General features: G+C 65.8%; 18 protein-coding genes and 1 pseudogene. 9 read left to right on the top strand and 10 right to left on the bottom strand.

Translation table 11 applies throughout. The features are described 5' to 3' along the window. The first annotated feature begins 98 nt into the window (after nt 1–98). Nucleotides 99–2,486, top strand: a complete 2,388-nt coding sequence (locus K5Q19_RS07210) for a TonB-dependent receptor (protein ID WP_292942738.1) — start codon at nt 99–101, stop codon at nt 2,484–2,486. Between the two features lie 45 nt (nt 2,487–2,531). On the opposite strand, the gene K5Q19_RS07205 is transcribed toward K5Q19_RS07210, so the two are convergent. Continuing rightward, nucleotides 2,532–3,203 (bottom strand): response regulator transcription factor, encoded by a 672-nt coding sequence (locus tag K5Q19_RS07205; RefSeq protein ID WP_292942735.1) that lies wholly within the window; start codon nt 3,201–3,203, stop codon nt 2,532–2,534. Between the two features lie 203 nt (nt 3,204–3,406). Then, entirely contained in the window at nt 3,407–4,576 is a 1,170-nt protein-coding gene (gene pobA / locus K5Q19_RS07200) for a 4-hydroxybenzoate 3-monooxygenase (protein ID WP_292942732.1), read from the bottom strand. 112 nt (nt 4,577–4,688) lie between these two features. On the opposite strand from pobA, the gene K5Q19_RS07195 reads away from it, so the two are divergent. From K5Q19_RS07195 to K5Q19_RS07175, 5 genes are all read left to right on the top strand, one after another. Further along, nucleotides 4,689–5,531 (top strand): helix-turn-helix domain-containing protein, encoded by an 843-nt coding sequence (locus K5Q19_RS07195; protein WP_292942730.1) that lies wholly within the window; start codon nt 4,689–4,691, stop codon nt 5,529–5,531. A 103-nt stretch (nt 5,532–5,634) separates the two neighbouring features. Beyond that, on the top strand, nt 5,635–6,135 hold the full coding sequence (locus K5Q19_RS07190; RefSeq protein ID WP_292942728.1) for an MGMT family protein: 501 nt from the start codon (nt 5,635–5,637) through the stop codon (nt 6,133–6,135). A gap of 94 nt (nt 6,136–6,229) precedes the next feature. Further along, nucleotides 6,230–7,363, top strand: coding sequence for a cobalamin-independent methionine synthase II family protein (locus tag K5Q19_RS07185; RefSeq protein WP_292942725.1), 1,134 nt, complete (start codon nt 6,230–6,232; stop codon nt 7,361–7,363). After that, a complete protein-coding gene (locus K5Q19_RS07180) occupies nt 7,360–7,767 on the top strand; it encodes a nuclear transport factor 2 family protein (RefSeq protein WP_292942723.1) in 408 nt (135 codons plus the stop codon). Before K5Q19_RS07185 ends, K5Q19_RS07180 begins: the two co-directional genes overlap by 4 nt. Continuing rightward, complete coding sequence (locus tag K5Q19_RS07175; RefSeq protein WP_292942720.1) at nt 7,767–8,510, top strand: IclR family transcriptional regulator; 744 nt, start codon at nt 7,767–7,769, stop codon at nt 8,508–8,510. Before K5Q19_RS07180 ends, K5Q19_RS07175 begins: the two co-directional genes overlap by 1 nt. 12 nt (nt 8,511–8,522) lie before the next feature. On the opposite strand, the gene K5Q19_RS07170 is transcribed toward K5Q19_RS07175, so the two are convergent. The 8 genes from K5Q19_RS07170 to K5Q19_RS07135 form a co-directional block, all read right to left on the bottom strand. After that, complete coding sequence (locus K5Q19_RS07170) at nt 8,523–9,392, bottom strand: beta-etherase (RefSeq protein WP_292942717.1); 870 nt, start codon at nt 9,390–9,392, stop codon at nt 8,523–8,525. A 179-nt stretch (nt 9,393–9,571) separates the two neighbouring features. Beyond that, entirely contained in the window at nt 9,572–10,963 is a 1,392-nt protein-coding gene (locus K5Q19_RS07165; protein ID WP_292942714.1) for an aminomethyl transferase family protein, read from the bottom strand. Between the two features lie 371 nt (nt 10,964–11,334). Beyond that, a complete protein-coding gene (locus tag K5Q19_RS07160; RefSeq protein ID WP_054121972.1) occupies nt 11,335–11,592 on the bottom strand; it encodes an ATP synthase F1 subunit epsilon in 258 nt (85 codons plus the stop codon). Between the two features lie 177 nt (nt 11,593–11,769). Next, a complete protein-coding gene (gene atpD / locus K5Q19_RS07155) occupies nt 11,770–13,227 on the bottom strand; it encodes a F0F1 ATP synthase subunit beta (protein ID WP_292942706.1) in 1,458 nt (485 codons plus the stop codon). A gap of 24 nt (nt 13,228–13,251) precedes the next feature. Further along, the gene (locus tag K5Q19_RS07150; protein WP_292942703.1) at nt 13,252–14,124 is read right to left on the bottom strand and encodes a F0F1 ATP synthase subunit gamma; all 873 of its coding nucleotides are present in this window, start codon (nt 14,122–14,124) and stop codon (nt 13,252–13,254) included. Nucleotides 14,125–14,244: 120 nt separating this feature from the next. Next, on the bottom strand, nt 14,245–15,774 hold the full coding sequence (gene atpA, locus K5Q19_RS07145; protein ID WP_292942700.1) for a F0F1 ATP synthase subunit alpha: 1,530 nt from the start codon (nt 15,772–15,774) through the stop codon (nt 14,245–14,247). A 44-nt stretch (nt 15,775–15,818) separates the two neighbouring features. Continuing rightward, entirely contained in the window at nt 15,819–16,373 is a 555-nt protein-coding gene (locus K5Q19_RS07140; RefSeq protein WP_292942697.1) for a F0F1 ATP synthase subunit delta, read from the bottom strand. Nucleotides 16,374–16,580: 207 nt separating this feature from the next. Then, nucleotides 16,581–18,152 (bottom strand): serine protease, encoded by a 1,572-nt coding sequence (locus tag K5Q19_RS07135; RefSeq protein WP_292942694.1) that lies wholly within the window; start codon nt 18,150–18,152, stop codon nt 16,581–16,583. A gap of 122 nt (nt 18,153–18,274) precedes the next feature. Between K5Q19_RS07135 and K5Q19_RS07130 the strand changes: the two are divergent. The 3 genes and pseudogenes from K5Q19_RS07130 to K5Q19_RS07120 form a co-directional block, all read left to right on the top strand. Continuing rightward, nucleotides 18,275–18,805 (top strand): annotated as a pseudogene (locus K5Q19_RS07130) (methylated-DNA--[protein]-cysteine S-methyltransferase); the annotation flags it as partial. A gap of 80 nt (nt 18,806–18,885) precedes the next feature. Then, nucleotides 18,886–19,389, top strand: a complete 504-nt coding sequence (locus tag K5Q19_RS07125; protein ID WP_292942691.1) for a ferritin family protein — start codon at nt 18,886–18,888, stop codon at nt 19,387–19,389. 132 nt (nt 19,390–19,521) lie between these two features. After that, nucleotides 19,522–20,580 (top strand): fatty acid desaturase, encoded by a 1,059-nt coding sequence (locus tag K5Q19_RS07120; protein ID WP_292942688.1) that lies wholly within the window; start codon nt 19,522–19,524, stop codon nt 20,578–20,580. The last annotated feature ends 13 nt before the right edge of the window (nt 20,581–20,593 follow it).

Genomic DNA, 20,593 nt, shown 5'->3' with positions numbered 1-20,593 from the left:
GCGCTTGGCGCAACATCTCTGAAACACTGTTGAAATCATCGCCAAGTCGGACCACGGTCGCCGCCGTCCTTGGGGGACCAAGAAGGTGAGAGAATAATATGAAGACGGCGTACACGCGCGTTTCGCGCAGCATTCTCATGGCGACCGCGGCGTTCGCAGCACCCGTGGCGCTTGCACAGTCCGCACCGCAGGACAGCCCGCAGGCCGCCGGCGAAGCCACTGCCGCCTCCGATGGCACCGAGATCATCGTGACCGCGCAGAAGCGCAGCGAAAACCTGCAGAACGTGCCGATCTCGATCCAGGCCTTCGGCACCCAGAAGCTCGAGCAGCTCAACGTCGCCAGCTTCGACGACTACGCCAAGGCGCTGCCCAGCGTCAGCTTCCAGTCGTTCGGCCCGGGCCAGACGCAGCTGTCCTTCCGCGGCATCACCAGCGGCGGCGACGGTCTGCGCGGCGGTTCGCAGCCGACGGCGGCGCTCTATCTCGACGAAGTTCCCGTCACGACCATCGGCAACGCGGTTGACCTCCACGTCTACGATATCGCCCGCGTCGAGGCGCTTTCGGGTCCGCAGGGCACGCTGTTCGGTTCGAGCTCGCTCGCCGGCACGCTGCGCATCATTCCTGCCAAGCCCGATACCAAGGAATTCTCGGGCCGCATCGATGTTTCGGGCACCAAGGTCGGCAAGGGCACCGGCGGCGGCAGCATCGAAGGCTTCGTCAATATCCCGCTGAGCGATCGCGCGGCGCTGCGCGTCGTCGGCTTCTACCAGCGCGATGGCGGCTATATCGACAGCGTGCCGGGCACGCGCACCTTCACGCTGGGGGATGACAACCCGGCTACCAACGTGACGGTCAACAACGCGAAGTTCGTCAAGGACAACGTCAACACCACCGACACGGTCGGCGGCCGCGCTGCGCTCAAGGTCGATCTTGACGACAGCTGGACGATCGAGCCTGCCGTGATCTATCAGCACCAGACCACGCGCGGTTCGTTCCTGTTCGATCCGCGCATCGGCGATCTCAAGGTCACCGATTTCGGCCCCTCGCGCAATCGCGACGACTGGGTGCTCGCGACGATGACGATCAACGGCAAGATCGGTAACTGGGACCTGACCTATGCGGGCGGCTACTTCGACCGCAAGATCGACAACCTGAGCGACTATTCGGAATATTCGGTCGCCTATGACCAGTTCCAGGGTGGCTACTACACCTACTTCCCGACCGGCAATGGCGGCTTCCTCGATCCCACCCAGCAGGTTCACGGTCACGACGCCCTGACCAAGCAGAGCCACGAACTGCGGATCTCATCGCCTGCGGGCGAGCGCTACAAGGTGGCGGCAGGCGTGTTCTACCAGCGCCAGACCGACCGCATCGTGGCGGACTACTACATCAACGGCCTTGCAGCCATTCCGAACTCGCCGGCGGTGCCCAAGGCGGGCGACGACCTTTTCGCCACGCGCGCCTACCGCGTCGACCGCGACTATGCTGCCTTCATCGACGGCTCGTTCGACATCACGCCCTCGCTCACGCTCGCGGGCGGTGTCCGCGTGTTCCGCTACAACAACACCTTCGTCGGCTTCTCCGGCTTCAGGTCGAACACCACCGCGGCGAACTGCATCCCCGTGGTTGCCGATGATCGTGTCTGCAACAACTTCGACCGCCAGGCCAAGCAGACCAGCCAAACCCACCGCGTCAACCTCACGTGGAAGATCGATCCGGACCGGCTGGTCTACGCGACGTACTCGACGGGCTACCGCCCCGGCGGCAACAACCGCCGCCCCAACGTCAATCCCTACGTTGCTGATACGCTCAACAACTACGAGCTGGGCTTCAAGACCTCGTGGTTCGACCGCAAGTTGCGGCTTAACGGCGCGCTGTTCTATGAAGAGTGGAAGAACCTGCAGTACGGCCTCGCCCCGGTCGGTTCCGCTGGCGTGACCAATATCTACAACGCCGGCAATGCGCGGGTCTACGGTGCGGAAATGGACTTCAACTTGCGGCTTGGCGGGTTGAACCTGTCTGGCTCGGGGGCGCTGATCGACGGCAAGCTGACGACCGATTTCTGCTCGTTCGACACCAACGGCAACCCGGATTGCACGCTTGGCGTCGTCGCCGCGCCCAGGGGTACGCCGCTGCCGGTCCAGCCGCGGTTCAAGGGCAACATGACCGCGCGCTACGAGTTCGAACTGGGCAAGGCCAAGGCCTTCGTTCAGGGCACGCTCAACCACCAGTCGGGCACGCGCTCGTACCTCACGACGCGTGAAGCAGACCTGCTTGGCCGCACCAGAGGCTTCGAGACGTTCGACTTCTCCGTGGGCGCCAAGGTCTCGGGCTTCGATATCTCGGCCTTCATCGAGAACGCTTTCGACAAGCGCGGTATCCTCAGCATCAACACGGTCTGCACCCCGTCAATCTGTGGTGCTGCGGCGCGCTACTACCCGATCAAGCCGCAAGTGTTCGGCATCAAGCTCGGCCACGATCTGTAAACTGCAAGGCCCCGGTTTCCAGTCAGGAAGCCGGGGCTTTCGCTTTCAGGGCCGATCCAGCACATATCCCAGCGAACGCACGGTGCGCAGCGGATAGCCGGCGCCTGCCTCACGCAGCGCGCGGCGCAGGCGGCTGACCCAGGCATCGACGGTGCGCTCGTCGATCGGCTGTTCCTTCTTGCCCAGCGCCGCGATGAGCTGCGCGCGGCTGAAGACGTGGCCGGGTTGTTCCATCAGATAGCGCAGCAGCCGCAACTCGTTGGGCATCAGCGGCACCGGCTTGTCGCGAAAGCGCGCCTGCAGTGCCGTCAGGTCAAGCGAGAGCTCGCCCAGCTTGAGCGCGCGCGCAGGTACTTCGTGCTCGGGCAATTGCACCGAAAGCACCCGGTCGAGCACCGAGGCGCGGTCGATCGGGCCGAGAATGTAATCGTCCGCCCCGGCCCGCAGCGCGCGGCGCCGGGCATCGGCATCGTCTTCCTCGAGCACCAGCGTGATGTGGGCGGCCTCGGTCTGCGGATCGCAGCGCAGGCGGCGGCACAGCTCCAGCCCCGAAAGCTCGGGCAGCAGCCAGTCGACGAACGCCCAGGGGCTGCCATCAAGCAGCGGCAGCGGCGCGGACCAGTTCCAGCGGTGGAACAACACCTTCAGGTCGCCGTGCACGAAGCTGTCCTGCCCACCGGGCAGCGCATTGGTAAGAAGGATATCGATCTGCCGCATCGAAGCCGGTTCCCACCCGGACCCCTGCAGCGTCCGGTTCTATGAACCGCTCCTTGTCGCCTTACTATGACGGCACTGTGACGATATGACAGTGCAGCGCATTGGCCCACCCCGAACCCCTCCCGCAAGCGGGAGGGGGGAGAGTTTCAGTACCACCCCTCCCGCGTGCGGGAGGGGTCGGGGGTGGGCAGGCCGGCGCAGAGTCAGACTGGCAGCCCCACATAGTTCTCGGCAATGCTCGCCTGCGCCGCGTCGCTCGATGCGATGTAGTCGAGTTCGGCCACCTGCATCGCGCGCTCGAAGGGGCCGTCCTCGGGGAAGCGGTGCATCAGCTTGGTCAGCGTCCAGCTGAAGCGCTCGGACTTCCACACCCGCGCCAGCGCGCGTGCCGAATAGGCCGCCACTGCATCGTTGTCCGCATGCTTGAAATAGCCGCACAGCGCCTCGGCAGCATAATGGACGTCGCTGGCGGCCAGATTCAGGCCCTTGGCGCCTGTCGGCGGCACAATATGCGCGGCATCGCCGCAGAGCAGCAGGCTGCCATGGCGCATCGGCTCGAACACATAGGAGCGCAAGGGGGCGATCGACTTCTCGATGGCAGGGCCGCGGGTCATGTTCGCCGCCGCCTCGGGCCCCAGCCGCACGGCGAGTTCGTCCCACAGCCGGTCGTCGCTCCAGTCCTCGATCTTTTCGGTCAGCGGCACATCGACGTAATAGCGGCTGCGGGTGTGACTGCGCATCGAGGCGAGGGCAAAGCCGCGCTCGTGGTTGGCGTAGATCAGTTCATGATTGCACGGCGGCACATCGGCCAGAATGCCCAGCCAGCCGAAGGGATAGACCCGCTCGTACTCGCGGCCCACGCTTGCCGGGATCGCCTTGCGCGAGGGGCCGTGGAACCCGTCGCACCCGGCGATGAAGCGCGCCGTCAGCCGCTCCTCGCGGCCATCGCGGCGGAACGTGACCGAAGGCGCATCGCCCTCGATATCGTGGAGCGCGACATTCTCGGCGCCATAGATCACCTCGAGCCCGCGCGCCGGTGCCGCATCCATCAGATCGCGGGTGATTTCGGTCTGGCCGTAGACCGTCACTGTCTTGCCGGTGAACTTGGCCACATCGATGCGGATCAGCCGCTCGCCATCGGCCAGATTGAAGCCTTCCTCGACCAGCCCTTCGGCCTTCAGCCGCGCATCGAGCCCGAGCCGCTCCATCAGCCCTACGGTCACCTGCTCCAGCACCCCGGCCCGGATGCGCGAAAGCACATAGTCCGGCGTCTGGCGTTCGATCACCACACAGTCGATCCCCTCTGCCTTTAGCAGATGGCCCAGGAGCAGGCCCGCAGGGCCTGCGCCGATAATGGCGACTTGAGTGTGCATGATCCTGTCTCCCCAACCGTCCGCTGCCATGGCGGGTCATATTTCGTCATTTGACAGGCGGGACGAATGGACGAAAGACAGGGCAAGGACAAACTCGTGGTACTTTCGGGACATGGCAGAGGCGATCCCCCGTTACGCGCTCTATGGTGAAGGGCAGGCTTCCGCTCCCGGCGGCTTTGCCCATATCGAAACAATTGCAGAGCGTAGTGCCCTGCACGATTGGGAAATCGGGATCCATCGCCACGATCACTTCGTGCAGGTCCTGCTGGTAGAGGAGGGACATGCCAGTGTGACGCTGGAGGGCGATGCCACCGGGCTGGAAGGGCCGGGGCGCGTCATCGTCCCCGCCGCTGCGGTCCACGGTTTCCGCTTCAGGCAGGGCACGCGCGGGTTTGTCCTCACTTTGTCCACGGACTTTTCCACACGCGCCGTCGGGGCCGGAGACCCGCTGCTGACCATGCTCGCGCGCGGCGGCATCGCGCATCTCTCGGCCGAAGCGGCCGCCCGCGCGCTGTGGCTCGCGCGTGAGATGCTGGTGCTGCAACAGGAGTGGCAGCAGCAGGACCCGCTGTTCCTCGCGCTTGCCGAAAGCCTGATCCGCACGCTGGGGCGAGACGAGGCCGGGGCAGCGGAGTCCCCGCGCGACGACCAGCGCCTGACCCGCTTCCGCCAGCTGATCGAGCTGCACTACCGCCAGCACCGCGATCTCGATTTCTATGCCGGCGCGCTCGGCCTCACCCGCCGCACGCTCTCGCGCCTCACCGCGGCGCAGCTCGGCTGCTCGCCAATGGACCTCATCCACCGCCGCCTCGCGCTCGAAGCCCGGCGCCTGCTGCGCTACACCAATGCGACCGCTACGCAGGTGGCGGGCGAGCTCGGCTTCGATGATCCGTCCTACTTCTCGCGCTTCTACCTGCGGATGACCGGCCGCCGCCCCGGTGAGGAGCGGGACTAGCCCGAGCGGCGCGTGATCTGCGAACGAAACGGGATCAAACCCGTCTTATTCCCCGCCACCAGCGGACGCGCTAGCGATGGCGCCGCAAGGAAAGGAGGCAACAATGGCCAAGCGCAAATCCGCGATCGACCATCTGGAAAGCGGCCGACAGCCGCACATCGTGCACATGATCCCGCCCGGCGCCCCGGGCTTTCGCGAAGCGGCCGGCGGCGCGATGGTGATATCCTCGCCCGCCGAAATCGATGCACTGGTCCGGCAGCTCCGGCCGGGCGAGGTCATCACGCTCGACGATCTGCGCGCCGCTCTCGCGCGGCGCCACGCGGTGGCGGTGGCCTGCCCGGTCTCTACCGCCATCTTCCTCAACATGAGCGCCCGCGCTGCCGAGGAACGCCGCACCATGGGAGTGCCGGAGGACGAGCTCACCCCGTGGTGGCGCGTGCTCAGGAAGGGCGGCTTCCTCAATCCCAAGTACCCCGGCGGCACCGAAGCGCAGGCCGCACATCTCGCCGCCGAAGGCGTTCGCACCGCGCCGCTGCGCCGCCAACTTGCGGTGTTCGACTATGCGAAACGGGTGCCCGCCGATCCTCTCGAGGAGCGCGGCTAGGCGCGCGTGGAGGACGATTGGGCCGAACTCATGCTTGCCACCGCCGTCCCATCCACTATGAAAAGTTCACAAGTATGAACTCAAGGGGTGTGTGATGGCCAAGATCAAGACTTCCCACGTTGGCAGCCTGCCGCGCGGAGACGAACTCACCCCGCTGCTCCTCGCGCGCGACAAGGGCGAGGCCTATGATGCTGAGGCCTTCGACACGGTGGTGGCCAGTGCTGTCGATGCCGCCGTCAAGGCGCAGGTCGAAGCCGGCGTTTCGGTCGTCTCGGATGGCGAGCTCGGCAAGGTCGGCTACTCGACCTACATGATCGAGCGACTGTCCGGTTTTGGCGGCCATATCGATCGCAAGCCCGCGGCAGACCTTGCCGAAGTGCCGAACCTTGCCAAGAAGCTCTCGGCGATCATGGGAAGTCAGGAGTTCGTCCGCGCCTCGTGCATCGGCGATGTGCGACTCGTCTCGCTCCAGCCGCTGCATGACGATATCCGCCGCTTCCGCGCCGCGCTCGATGCGCATGCAGCGCCCGATACCGAAGCCTTCATGAACGCCGCCTCGCCGGGCCTCATCACCGCTTTCCAGGTCAACCGCCACTACCCGAGCCACGAGGCCTATCTCGCCGATCTCGCCGATGCGATGCGCGAGGAATACGAGACCATCGTGAACGCGGGCTTCTATCTCCAGCTCGATTGCCCCGATCTCGCGATGAGCCGCCACACCGGCTATCAGGACATGAGCGAGGAAGACTTCCTCATGGTTGCCGCCGCCAATGTCGAGGCGCTCAATGCTGCTACCGCCAATATCCCGCCCGAAAAGATGCGCATGCACGTGTGCTGGGGCAACTACGAAGGCCCGCACGACCACGACATTCCGCTGGAGCGCGTGATCGACATCGTGCTGAAAGCGCGCCCCTCGACCGTTCTGTTCGAAGCCGCCAATCCGCGGCACGAGCATGAATGGAAGGTCTGGCGAGATGCCAAGCTGCCTTCGGACAAGATCCTCGCCCCCGGCGTGATCGACACCTGCTCGAACTACATCGAGCATCCCGAACTGATCGCGCAGCGCATCGAACGCTTCGCCGCCATCGTCGGGCCGGATCGTGTTGTCGGCAGCACCGATTGCGGCTTCGGCACCTTCGCGGGCTATGGCAAGATCGATCCCATCGTCACCTGGCGCAAGCTCAGGAACTTGCGCGAAGGCGCTGATATCGCGGCAGAGCGCGTATGACCGAGGACGCCAAAGACGACTTGCGCCGCGCTGCCGAGGCCGACTGCGCGCGCCTTATCGCGCTCTACGCCAACCTCAACGACGAGGCGCGCTGGGATGAATTGGCGGCGCTCTATGCCGAGGATGGGGTCATGTTTCGCCCCACCGCGCCCGACGCGCCGATCCACGGGCGCGAGGCCATCCTCGCCGCGTTCAAGAGCCGCCCGGCGCGCGCCACGCGGCACGTGTGCAGCAATGTGGTGATCACCGTGGAAGGGCCCGATAAGGCCAGCGGCGTCAGCGCCATGCTGCTGTTCACCGGTGGCGGCGCGCCATTGGTCGGCTCGTTCCACGACAGGTTTGTGCGCACCGACGAAGGTTGGCGTTTCGCCGAGCGGCGCGGTTCGCTAACCTTCGCGCCCTGATGGCCTCATCCGCTGCCCCTCCGCCGGTCAAGTCCGCGCTGCGCACGCTCGATGTGATCGAGTTTGTCGTGGCCCACCGGCAGGGTGTGGTGGCGCAGGAGATCGCCAGTGCGCTCGGCATTCCGGTGAGCAGCTTGTCCTATCTGCTCACCACGCTCGCCGATCGCGGCTATCTGGCGCGGGAAGGGCGGCGCTATCTGGCAGGCCCCGGCCTCGAACGCCTGCGCGCGCCGCAGGAAGCCCTTCCGCTGGCCGACCGCGTCGCCCCGCTCGTCCGCGCGCTGAAGGGCGAGCTTAACGAGACCGCCTCGTTCATGGTCCAGCGCGGCTGGGAGGTGGAGGCCATCGTCACCGAGGCCAGCGATCAGGCGCTGCGCTATGCGGTCGATCCCGGCACAAGGCGGCCCCTGCACGCGCTCGCTTCGGGCAAGGTGATCCTCGCCGCGCTGCCCGAAGCCGATCTGGCGCGCTATTTCGCCGAGACCACCCGCGCGGTGTTCACCCCCGCCACCCGCACCAGCGAGGCGGATCTTTGCGCTGATCTTGCTGGTATCGCCGCGCAAGGCATCGCCATCGCGCGCGAGGAAGCGACCGTCGGCATTGTCGGCACGGCGGTGCCTGCGCGCATCGATGGCCAGTTCGTCGGCGCCTTCAGCGTCGCCGTCCCCGCCGTCCGCTTCGATGACGCGCTGGAGGCGCGTGTGAGGGCGGCACTAATGCGAGCGGCAGGGGCGCTGGGCTGACGGAGGGGGAGCTTACTTTTTCATGCCCTCGGTAATCCGCTGCGTCTCTGCTGCGGTCGAAGCTGGCCCGGTGTTGCGCTTGTAGATCCCGCCCTGGCCGGCATTGCGGTTGAACAGGTCCGGATCGCCCTCGCGCTGGGTGAGGCCGAACAGCGGAAACAGCCCAGGATGGCGGCCCAGCCCGCCGTAGAGATCGAGGCAGCGCTCGATCCAGCCGCGCAGCGGATCGTCCTCTGCCAGCACCGGGATCTTGCACACCGAGGCGGTGAAGAGGATGCCGCCGAGGATGCGGTAATCGGCATAGTTGGGCGTATCGCCGCCCAGCCACTCATGCTGCCCCAGCGCGGCGCGCAGCGGCTCCAGCGCGGCGGAAATCTTCGGCAGGCGTTCCTCTCGGCCAGCCTGCACCTCTTCCAGCTTTCGCCCGAGCATCTTCTCGCGGCTGTGGGTGACGTACTCGTGGTCCTGCGGCAGCGAGAGATCGCGGTAGTCCTGGCAGAAGCAGAACATCCACGGGCCAACCGCCGCGTTCCAGAACCAGTGATCGAGCGCCTTGAGCGTCGCGGCCACCGAGGGATGCGGGATGAGGGCAGGGCGGTCCGGATACTTGGCGTCGAGGTACTCGACGATCCCCCAGCTATCGAGCACCCATGTCCCATCATCGACGATCGCGGGCAGGCGCTCGGTCTTGCCACCGGTCCGTTCCAGAATGCCGGTGAACCCGCCGGGCACGACTTCGAGATCGAAGCCCTTGTGCTTCAGGGCATATTTCGTCGCCCACACGAACGGACTGATCGTCGCGCCCGTGCTCAGCGCGAGGTCATAGAAAGTGATCGTGTTGTTGGCGGCCATGGCATCCTCGCGTGTTTTCGTTGCGGGCATTCTGGCAGATATTGTTAGTAGTACAAACTAATTTTGCATTCAAAGGAGAATGGTTCACGCAGAGACGCAGAGAAGAAGCGAGACGCAGAGAAGAGGAGATGAAGGCGGCTGCGCCGCAGGCAACTTCGCTTCTCCGCGTCTCCCTTTCCCTTCGCGTCTCTGCGAGAAACCTTCAATCCTCAAGCCTTCCGCGTGCGCCACCCTTCGGCATAGTTGTCGCGCGCGGCCGCCACATAGGGCACGGGCGCCACGACCGCCTTGATTTCGGTCTGCACGTGCGGTTCCACAGTGGGCTTGCTGGTGCCGCCATCGGGTTCGCCCCACAGCAGCGTCACTTCGGTGCCGGTCTCGGCAAAGCCCGGTTCCATCATGGCGAGCGTGAGGAACTTGCCCTCGTTCGCGGTGTAGCCGATCCAGGTGGAGAGGCCGACCATCTTGCCACCGGAGAGCACCTGATCGAACGGGTGCATCGCATAGACCGAGCTCGGGTATTCCATGAACTTCGCCCGCTCGCCTTGGCTGAGCGCGGAGGACTGCACGCGCATCACATCCTCGTTGTCGAGCGCGAGGGTTACCTTGGTGCGGTGGTTTCCTGCGGCGGCCATCTTTTCGAGCGCGGCGCGGCCGATGAACTCATGGTCAAACTTGATGAAGGGGCCATAACCCAGATCCCACGGCGTGGTGTAGTAACCCTCGACCGTCTCGGGCACCCAGCTGCCGCCCACCGAGCACTTCGCCTCATAGGAATTGGCCGTCAGCCACGCGCGATAGGGGGCCAGCGCCTCGCCGGTGTAAATCGCCGGGAAGGGGGAGGGGATCCAGCCCGATTCCAGCGTGTTGGAGGAATAGGCCCGGCCGCCGACCAGCGCCATGCCGAACTCCTTGCCCGCCTCAACCAGCGCGGCATGCACTGCGCCGTAGTCTTCCCAGGGGCCGAACAGCTCGAAGCCCGGCTGCCCAGCCATGCCGTGGCGCAGCGCGCGCACTTCCTTGCCGCCGATGGTCATGCGGCACATGTGGAAAAACTTGAGTTCGGGCGGGGTCTTGCCGGTGGCCTTCTCGATGATCTTCATCGCGTTCGGGCCCTGGATCTGGAAGCGCCACGAGTTGCGCTTGCCGTCGGTGCGCATCGCCCAGCGCTCGTCGCGCTCCACGGTCACGTTCCAGTTGCCGGTGGCGGCGTGGTATTCCACCCACTCGATCGTCGGCGCGCGGCCGACGAGGTTGAAGTGGTTCTCGTCGAGATAGAACAGGATTACGTCGCCGATCACGTAGCCGTCCGGCGTGACGGGCACGAACTGCTTGGCGCGTTCGGGCTGGAAGTTCTTGAACGAATTGATGCCGAGATGCTCGAGCATCGCGAAGGCATCCGGACCCTTAACCGCCAGATCGACCATGTGGTACGACTGGTTGTAGAGCACCGCCGTGTGCCCCCAGGCCCACTGCTCCGCGCGCCAGTTGGAGTATTCCGATGGCACGCCGGGATAGACGTTCGGCCCCAGCTGCTGGTTGCGCAGGAAATGGACAAGATCAGGCTGCGCGCCGATCACGGCTTCGAGGGACTGGGTCATGCAAGGCTCTCCCGGAATGTACGGACTCGATGCGCTCCCATGCCTCAATTTCAACAGGCTGAAAAGTTCAGTTATGTGAAATGGCGAAAAAAGTTTGCTGTGCCCCGCATCGCCCCCAATCACGTCATTGCGAGGAGCGCAGCGACGAAGCAATCCAGAGCCGCGCGCACAAACGCTCTGGATTGCTTCGCTTCGCTCGCAATGACGAAGGGGCGCACGAAACCAAACCCGTTCGTGTCGAGCGAAGTCGAGACACCAAGCGCCGCGCATGGTGTCTCGACTTCGCTCGACACGAACGGGGAGGGGGAGGCCCCCAAACGCAAAAGGCCGGCCCAAACGGACCGGCCCCTTGGCTGAACCTGGCGCTGAAATCAGCCCTCGACGTGCTCGGCGAGGACCGTGAGGCCCTTCTCGCTCACTTCGGCAAAGCCGCCGGTGATGCGGATGTCTTCAGGCGCCGCGCCATTGGTGCGGTAGACGCGCAGCGCGCCGTCCTGGATCGTCGACATGAACGGCGCATGGCCTTCCAGCACGCCGAAGTTGCCTTCCGAGCCGGGGACTTCGACCATGAAGACCTCTTCCGAACGGACGAGGCGGGCCGGGGTGACGAGTTCGAAGTGGAGCGACATGATCAAACTCCCCTCCGTTCAAAGGAGGGCCTCTAGTCTCCCCTCCCGCGAGCGGGAGGGGCTGGGGGAGGGCATGTTCATCTCAGGAAAGAGCTGCCCGACAGGCCCTCCCCCGACCCCTCCCGCGAGCGGGAGGGGAGATCAAGGTGCCCCGGCCTTGCGGCGGGGCGCCTTTCCTTATGCGTCTTCAGCCATCTTCTTGGCCTTGGCAATCACGTCGTCGATGCCGCCGACCATGTAGAACGCGGCTTCCGGCAGGTGGTCGTATTCGCCGTCAACCACCGCCTTGAACGAGCGGACGGTGTCTTCGACCTGCACGAACTTGCCCGAGATGCCGGTGAACACTTCGGCCACGTGGAAGGGCTGCGAGAGGAAGCGCTGGATTTTCCGCGCACGAGCAACAATGAGCTTATCCTCCTCGGAAAGCTCGTCCATGCCGAGAATGGCGATGATGTCCTGCAGCGACTTGTACTTCTGCAGGGTTTCCTGAACGCGGCGGGCGGTTTCGTAGTGCTCCTGGCCGACGACGGCCGGGGTGAGAACGCGGCTGGTCGAGTCGAGCGGGTCCACCGCCGGATAGATGCCGAGTTCCGAAATCGCGCGGTTCAGCGTGGTCGTCGCGTCAAGGTGCGCGAACGAGGCAGCCGGCGCCGGGTCGGTCAAGTCGTCGGCGGGCACGTAGATCGCCTGAACCGAGGTGATCGAACCCTTGGTGGTCGAGGTGATGCGTTCCTGCAGCGCGCCCATGTCGGTCGCGAGGGTCGGCTGGTAGCCCACCGCCGAAGGAATACGGCCGAGGAGAGCCGACACTTCCGAACCCGCCTGCGTGAAGCGGAAGATGTTGTCGACGAAGAACAGCACGTCCTGGCCTTCCTCGTCGCGGAAGTATTCGGCCATGGTCAGGCCCGAAAGCGCGACGCGGGCGCGGGCGCCCGGCGGCTCGTTCATCTGGCCGAACACGAGCGCCACCTTCGAACCGTCGGGGGTCGGGTTGCCGTCGGCGTCCTTGGCGATAACGCCGGCGTCGAGGAACTCGTGGTAGAGGTCGTTACCCTCGCGGGTGCGTTCGCCGACGCCCGCGAAGACCGAGACGCCGCCGTGGCCCTTGGCGATGTTGTTGATCAGTTCCTGGATGAGCACGGTCTTGCCGACGCCCGCGCCGCCGAACAGGCCGATCTTGCCGCCGCGCGCATAAGGCGCGAGGAGGTCGATGACCTTGATGCCGGTGACCAGAATGGCCGCTTCGGTCGACTGGTCGATGAATTCCGGGGCCTTGGCGTGGATCGGCGCGGTCTTTTCCGCGTTGACCGGGCCGCGCTCGTCGATCGGCTCGCCGATCACGTTGAGGATGCGACCCAGCGTCATCGGCCCGACCGGCACCGAGATCTGCGCGCCGGTGTTGGTCACCGGCTGGCCGCGGGTCAGGCCGTCGGTCGAGTCCATCGCGATCGTGCGGACGGTGTTCTCGCCGAGGTGCTGGGCGACTTCGAGCACGAGGCGGTTGCCGTTGTTGTCGGTTTCCAGCGCGGTGAGAATCGCCGGCAGTTCGCCGGGGAAAGTCACGTCGACGACGGCGCCGATGACCTGGCTGATCTTGCCGGTTGTGGTCTGGTTGAGGACGGCTGCGGTGGCCATTGTTCGTTCCTTGCCTTGAAGTTCTTAGAGCGCTTCGGCGCCCGCGATAATTTCGATGAGTTCGGTCGTGATCGCGGCCTGACGGCTGCGGTTGTACTGGATGGTCAGCTTCTGGATCAGCTCGCCCGCGTTGCGCGTGGCGTTGTCCATCGCGGTCATCGAAGCGCCCTGTTCGGAGGCTTCACGCTCCAGCAGCGCGCCGAAGACCTGCGTTGTTACGTAACGCGGCAGCAGAGCCTCGAGGATTTCCTCCTCGCCCGGCTCGTACTCCACAACGGCATCGCTGGTCGAAGCCGCCGCCGGGGCGGGGACGGGGATCAGCTGCGCGGTGATCGGATCCTGCTGCAGGGCCGACTTGAACTTGGGCGCGACAAGGTGCGCGACGTCGAACTTGCCGGCGGCGAACATTTCGATCAGCTCGTGCGCGATCGCGCTGGCTTCGTCGAAACCGGGCGTGCGCACCATGCTGGTGTCATAGCCATCGGCCTTGGCATTGGGGAATTCGCGCTTCAGCGGCGCGCGGCCCTTCTTGCCGACGAGGTAGAACGTCACCGTCTTGCCGGCGGCTTCGAGCGCGCGGGCCTGAAGCTTGGCTTCCTTGACGATGTTCGAGTTGAGACCGCCGCACAGGCCCTTGTCGGTGTTGACGACGACAAGGAGGTGGCGCTGATCAGAGCCCGTGCCACGCATCAGCAGCGGTGCGCTGTCCTGCCCGGCAACCTTGCCGGCAAGGCTCGCCATCACCGCAGCGAGGCGGCTGGCATAGGGGCGCGCGGCTTCGGCAGCCGTCTGCGCCTTGCGCAGCTTGGCCGCCGCGACCATCTGCTTGGCCTTGGTGATCTTCTGGGTCGACTTGACCGAGTTGATCCGGCCCTTGAGTTCCTTAAGGCTGGCCATCGAATGTCCCTTGCGGGGGCCGGAAGAAAATAGGGACAGTCCCTATTTATCGCCCTCCGACCCGGTGCAAAACTCCAAAAAAGCGTAAGCGATAAATAGGGACTGTCCCAATTTTCTTCCTTACGCGAACTGCTTGCCGAACGCGTCGAGCGCGTCCTTGAGCTTGCCCTTGGCCTCGTCGCCGAGGTCCTTGGTGTCGCGGATCAGCTTGAGCAGGTCGGCGTGGCTGGAGTGGAGGTAGCTCAGCAGCTCGGCCTCATACTCGCCCACGCGGTTCACCGGGATACCGTCGAGGTAGCCGTTGGTGCCCGCGAAGATCACGCAGGTCTGCTCTTCGAAGCCCAGCGGCGAGAACTGCGCCTGCTTGAGCAGCTCGGTCAGGCGCGCACCGCGGTTGAGCAGCTTCTGCGTCGAGGCGTCGAGGTCCGAACCGAACTGCGCGAAGGCCGCCATTTCGCGGTACTGCGCGAGCTCGAGCTTGATCGAGCCGGCCACCTTCTTCATCGCCTTGGTCTGCGCCGACGAACCCACGCGGCTCACCGAGAGACCGACGTTGATGGCCGGACGGATGCCCTGATAGAACAGGCCGGTTTCCAGGAAGATCTGGCCGTCGGTGATCGAGATCACGTTGGTCGGGATGTAGGCCGAAACGTCGCCGGCCTGCGTCTCGATGATCGGCAGCGCGGTGAGCGAGCCGTTGCCGTTCTCGTCGTTCATCTTCGCGGCGCGCTCAAGCAGGCGCGAGTGGAGATAGAACACGTCGCCCGGGTAGGCTTCGCGGCCCGGCGGCCGGCGCAGCAGCAGCGACATCTGGCGATAGGCCACGGCCTGCTTGGAAAGGTCGTCGTACACGATCACGGCGTGCATGCCGTTGTCGCGGAAGAACTCGCCCATCGTCGCACCGGTGTAGGGCGCGAGGTACTGCAGCGGCGCGGGCTCCGAAGCGGTCGCGGCGATGACGATGGAGTATTCCATCGCGCCGTTCTCTTCGAGCTGGCGGACGATCTGCGCGACGGTCGAGCGCTTCTGGCCGACGGCGACGTAGATGCAGTAGAGCTTCTTGCTCTCGTCATCCCCGGCGTTGACGGCCTTCTGGTTGATGAAGGTGTCGATCGCAACGGCGGTCTTGCCGGTCTGGCGGTCGCCGATGATCAGTTCGCGCTGGCCGCGGCCGACGGGGACGAGCGCGTCGATCGCCTTGAGGCCGGTCTGCACGGGCTCGTGCACCGACTTGCGCGGGATGATGCCGGGCGCCTTGACTTCGACGCGGGTGCGGGTGGCGTCCACGATCGGGCCCTTGCCATCGATCGGGTTGCCGAGCGCGTCGACCACGCGGCCGAGCAGGCCCTTGCCGACGGGGACGTCCACGATGGTGCCGGTGCGCTTGACCTGGTCGCCTTCCTTGATCTCGGCGTCCGAGCCGAAGATCACGACGCCGACGTTGTCGGCTTCGAGGTTGAGCGCCATGCCCTTAACCCCGTTCGAGAACTCGACCATCTCGCCGGCCTGGACCTGATCGAGACCGTAGATGCGGGCAATACCGTCACCGACCGAGAGCACAGAGCCGACTTCCGAGACCTGGGCCTCGGTGCCGAAGCTGGCGATCTGGTCCTTGATGACCTTCGAGATTTCAGCTGCGCGGATTTCCATGGAAACGCCTTTCGTAAAACTTTTGAGGCTTCAGCCCTGAGTTGTCAGCCCTTCATGGCCTGGGCGAGCGAATTGAGACGGGTGCGGATCGAGCCGTCGATCATGCGGCTGCCGATCTTGACGACGAGGCCGCCAAGAATAGCCGGATCGACATGGGCCTTGACCGTGACGGAACGACCCTCGCGGGCCTTGAGCTTGTCAGCCAGCTGCGCGAGCTGCGCTTCGTCGAGCGGGTGCGCGGTGGTCACTTCGGCGGTCACTTCGCCGCGCGCGGCAGCGGCGATCGCGGTGAAGGCGCGCACCACGTCGGGCAGCGAGGCGAGGCGGCGGTTCGCCGCGAGCACGCCGAGGAACTTGCGGGTCAGGTCCGAGAGCTTGAGGTAATCGGCCACCGCGTCGATCGTCTTCGCGGCGACATCGCGCGAAACTTCGGGGTTCTTGAGCAGCGCGGCGAGGTCAGCCGATTCGCGCACTGCCGCGCCGAGGGTATCGAGGTCGGTTTCGACCGCCGTCACAACCCCGTGTTCGCCTGCCAGGTCATAGAGCGCGGCCGCGTAACGTCCCGCCAAGCTGGCCGTAATCCCGCCGGAAATCTCCACGCGCCTTGGTCCCCTTCATCCAGGATGGATCGCAAATGTAGCTTGCATGGGCCATGGTGCCGCGCACAAAGCACGACGGCCCGCAATGGGGGCGCGCCTAGCAACCAAGTCCCTGCCTGACAAGATGCCAGATGCCGATTCCCGGGACAGGGTGAAAACCAAGCCCTTTCAGGCAGGCGCATGCGGCCGGTCAGAGGCCCCGCGCGATCAGGGCTCGGGCTTGCAGTTGTAGCGCAGCCGCTCGTTCGGCTCGGCGGGCAGCAGGGCCCGGATCGACCCCTGCGCCTCGCCCAGCGCGCGTGCTGTCGCTTCATCCACGCCGCAGGCCGGGGCCTTGAGCTTGGTGCGGGCCTCGCGCAGGGCAGTCATCGCATCGAGCCCCATCAGATAGCGCTCGACCGTGTACTCGCGCCGGTCCGGATCGAACCGCGTGATCGACACGGTCGCCTCACCCTGCGGCACAAGCACCCGGCTCCAGCCGTCGCCGGCGAGGCCATACTGGGTCTTTCCGTTGACGCAGCCGCCCGGAGCCCAGGTCAGCGGCACGTCGGTGATGTCGGAGACGGTCACGCGGCTGCGCTGCGGATCCAGCACGCAGACCAGCTTTTGCGGGCCTTCCGGCACGCTGGTGCTGGCATCGGCGGCGGGGCTCGCCTCGGCCTTGGCCTTGTTCTCGGCGATGATGTCCTTGGCGCGCTCGTCGATGAGGCTGAGCGGCGGACGCAGCAGCCAGACGCCGACCGCCGCGAGCGCCAGCACCCCGGCCGCGCCGCCAGCGAACTTCAGCTCGCGCCGCTTGCCGCGCTGATTGAAGGCAAAGGCTGCCGCGCCGGCGGCCACGGCTGCCACCAGCAGCACTGCCGCCAGCGCCAGATCATTGTCGCGCTCGGCGAGAATCTGCAACTCTGCATCGTGCTGGGCCCTGGTGGCCAAGTCCGCCTGCGCCGCCTTGCGCGCTTCTGCCGCGGCCGCCAGCCGCGCCTGATCCTCGGCCCCGCGAGCCGCATCCGCGCGCGCCAGATCGGCGAGCGAGGTGCAGGGCGCGCCGCTCGCATGCGGGCTCACCCCGGCCTCCTGCAGGAATGCGGAAAGCTCGCGCGTCGAGATCGCGAAGTAGAATGCCGAATCGGTGGTGTTCTCGCTCACCGTGCCGAAGCTGTTGACGCCGAGCACCCGCCCGCAAGCATCGAGCAGCGGCCCGCCCGAATTGCCCGATCCGATCGGCGCCGTGTGCAGGATCGTGTCGAATGCGCGCGAGGAGCGCCCTGCCGAGACATAGCCGCGCGTCTTCACCGCAACCTGCGGGCTGACGAGGTCACCCATCGAAAGCCCCTCGGCCATGTCGACATTGCCGGGATAGCCCGCTGCGTAGACTTCCTCGCCATCCGTCGGCGCGCCCGAGAACAGCGTGAGGGCATTGAGCGCAGCGCCCTGCTTCAGCTTGAGCAGGGCGAGATCGCGCTGAGGCGAATAGGCGGCGATCGTCGCGCCAAAGCCGCCGCGCCCTTCGGAGGGGACCACGCCCGCCACGATCCCGTCGCTGCCGCGCAAGTCCTCGACGACATGGGCATTGGTCACCACGAGATCGGGCGCGATTGCAAAGCCCGTGCCGTGGCTCACCAGCCGCGCCGAGCCACCATCGTACTGGATCAGCACGACCCGCACCACGCCCCTGCTCGCCGCGGCAATGTCGCCGGGATCGGCCACGCCGACGCCGGGCAGCGCGGCGAGGAGGAGGGCGGCGAGGGCGGTGAAGAAGCGGTGGAGCGAAATCATCATCCCCGGTTCTTGCCGGGAATTGATTGCACCGCAAGCAGCGGGAAGCGTACCGGACGCGATATCGCTATTGCCGTAGCAGACCACGCTGCAGGAGCACCGCCATGAGCCATACCGAACCCGCCCCCTCCGCCTGGACCGATGGCGGGCGCGGCACGGTGATCCGCTGGGATGTGGCGGCAACCTCGCTCGGCCCAATGCTTGTCGCTGCGACCGACAAGGGCGTCTGTCGCCTTTCCTTCGGCGAGGACCCCGCCGTGCTTGCCGAGCGCTTTCCGAAGGCGGAACGGGTGCGGGGCGGGGGCGATTTTCCCGCATTGCTCGCCCGGATCGTCAGGGCCGCAGAAGCTCCCGGCGAGATCGACTTCACCGATATCCCCGTCGATGTGGCCGGAACGCCCTTTCAGGAAAGCGTGTGGCAAGCGCTGCGCCGCATTCCCAAGGGCGAGACGCGCACCTATGCCCAGCTCGCCGCCGAAGTCGGCCGCCCCGGCGCGGTGCGCGCGGCAGGCTCGGCCAATGGCGCCAATCATGTCTCGCTGCTGATCCCCTGCCACCGCGTGATCCGCACCGATGGCAGCCTTGGCGGCTATGCCTGGGGGCTTGAGATCAAGGCCAGGCTGCTCCAGCGCGAAGGCGCGCTCCTGCCCCTTTAGCCGCGCGATTAAATTGCCTTCCCATCGTTGGTGAGCGTGATGTACCCTCCCGTGGAATCAGAACACCAAGGGAGACCCTCATGCCCACCGTCACGCTCGAGCCGGGAATGCCGCAGACCATCGGCGAGGCTTTCGCCCACATCGGCACTGTCACCGCGCCCACGGTCATGGACATCAAGGTCATGTGCCTTGTCGAAGCGGCGAGCAAGGAGCTCTATCGCGCCACCGCCGCGGGTGCCGAGAACCCCGCGGTCGCCGATCTGCTGCGCACCAATGGCGACGAGGAATTCCTCCACGCCCGCCGCGCTGCCGCCGTGCTCAAGGTGCTGACGGGCGAGGACTTCACCCCGCCCGAGGCCGACGAGAACCCCTACCTCGCCAGCGGCATTTTCCCCATCGGTGAACTCACTCCGCCCGCGCTGCGCAAGCTCGCCCAGACCGAGTTTGACGGCGAGACGCTCTACGAAGGCTGGGCTGCCAGCATTGGCAACGATGAAGCCGCCGCGCTCCTGCGGGCCAACGGCAAGGAAGAAACCGACCACGGCAACCGCCTGCTGCAGGCCGCCGCGCTGCTCGAAGGCTGAAGGCAGGGGCTCCCGGTCCGGCGCGGGGTGCACCGATGGAGTCACCGCGCCCCGGACCGATGGTTTTTTGCGTTTCCTGACGATGCCTGAACCCGCGTGACAAATTGCGCGCGGGCAACTAGCGATCGGGATGTGAACGCGACCGCACTCAAGATCGACGACAGCGACTGTTTCGACATCGCTGCACCCACGCCCATCGACCCTCGCAAACTGATGCGCGATTTGCAGGCGTATCGCGATCCGCGCCCCGGCCGCAGCGGCTGGGAACTCGTCATTACCCTGCTGCCGTTCCTCGCCTTGTTCACGCTGATCGCGATCGCGGTGGAGGCGGGATATTGGCTGGCGCTGGCCGCAACGCCGCTGGCGGGCCTGTTTCTGCTGCGGCTGTTCATCATCCAGCACGATTGCGGCCACGGCGCGTTCATGCGCCGCCGGGGGAACAACGACTGGATCGGCCGGGCGCTCGGCACGCTGACGCTGACCCCCTACGATTGCTGGCGGCGCTCGCACGCGCAGCACCACGCGGCCACCGGCAATCTCGATGCCCGCGGCTTTGGCGATGTCGACACGCTGACGCTGCGCGAATACCGGGAACGCACAAGCCTGGGGCGGCTCTCCTATCGTCTCTACCGCCATCCCGCGGTTCTGCTGGGCCTTGGCCCGGCCTATCTCTTCTTGCTTCGCCACCGCCTTCCCATCGGCCTGATGAAGCAAGGATGGATCTACTGGATCAGCGCCATCGCCACCAATGCGGCAACTGCGCTGCTCCTCGCCATCCCCGTCTATTTCCTGGGTTTCGGCGTAACGGCGCTGGTCTTCTTCCCCGTGCTGCTCAGCGCGGCGTCGATCGGCGTATGGCTGTTCTACGTCCAGCATCAGTTCCCCGAAGCGCATTGGAACCGCGAAGCCGACTGGTCATTCCATGATGCGGCGCTGCTCGGCAGTTCCTATCTCGAACTGCCGCCCGTCTTGGCGTGGTTCACCGGCCACATCGGCGTCCATCACGTCCATCATCTGGCCAGCCGGATTCCGTTCTATCGCTTGCCCGAAGTCCTCGAGAAGCATCCCGATCTGCGCGATGTGAACCGCTTCACGGCGCTCGAGGCTTGCGGCACCTTGCGCCTCGCCTTGTGGGATGAAGATCAGCGCGAGATGGTCTCCTTCCGCGAGGCGGCGCGCGCGGGACGATAGCGGTTCGTGCCGC

The sequence above is a fragment of the Novosphingobium sp. genome, from assembly GCF_019748365.1.
Classification (GTDB): Bacteria; Pseudomonadota; Alphaproteobacteria; order Sphingomonadales; family Sphingomonadaceae; genus Novosphingobium.
Note: the sequence above shows the minus strand (reverse complement) of the source record. Positions and strands in the feature narration are given on the sequence as shown.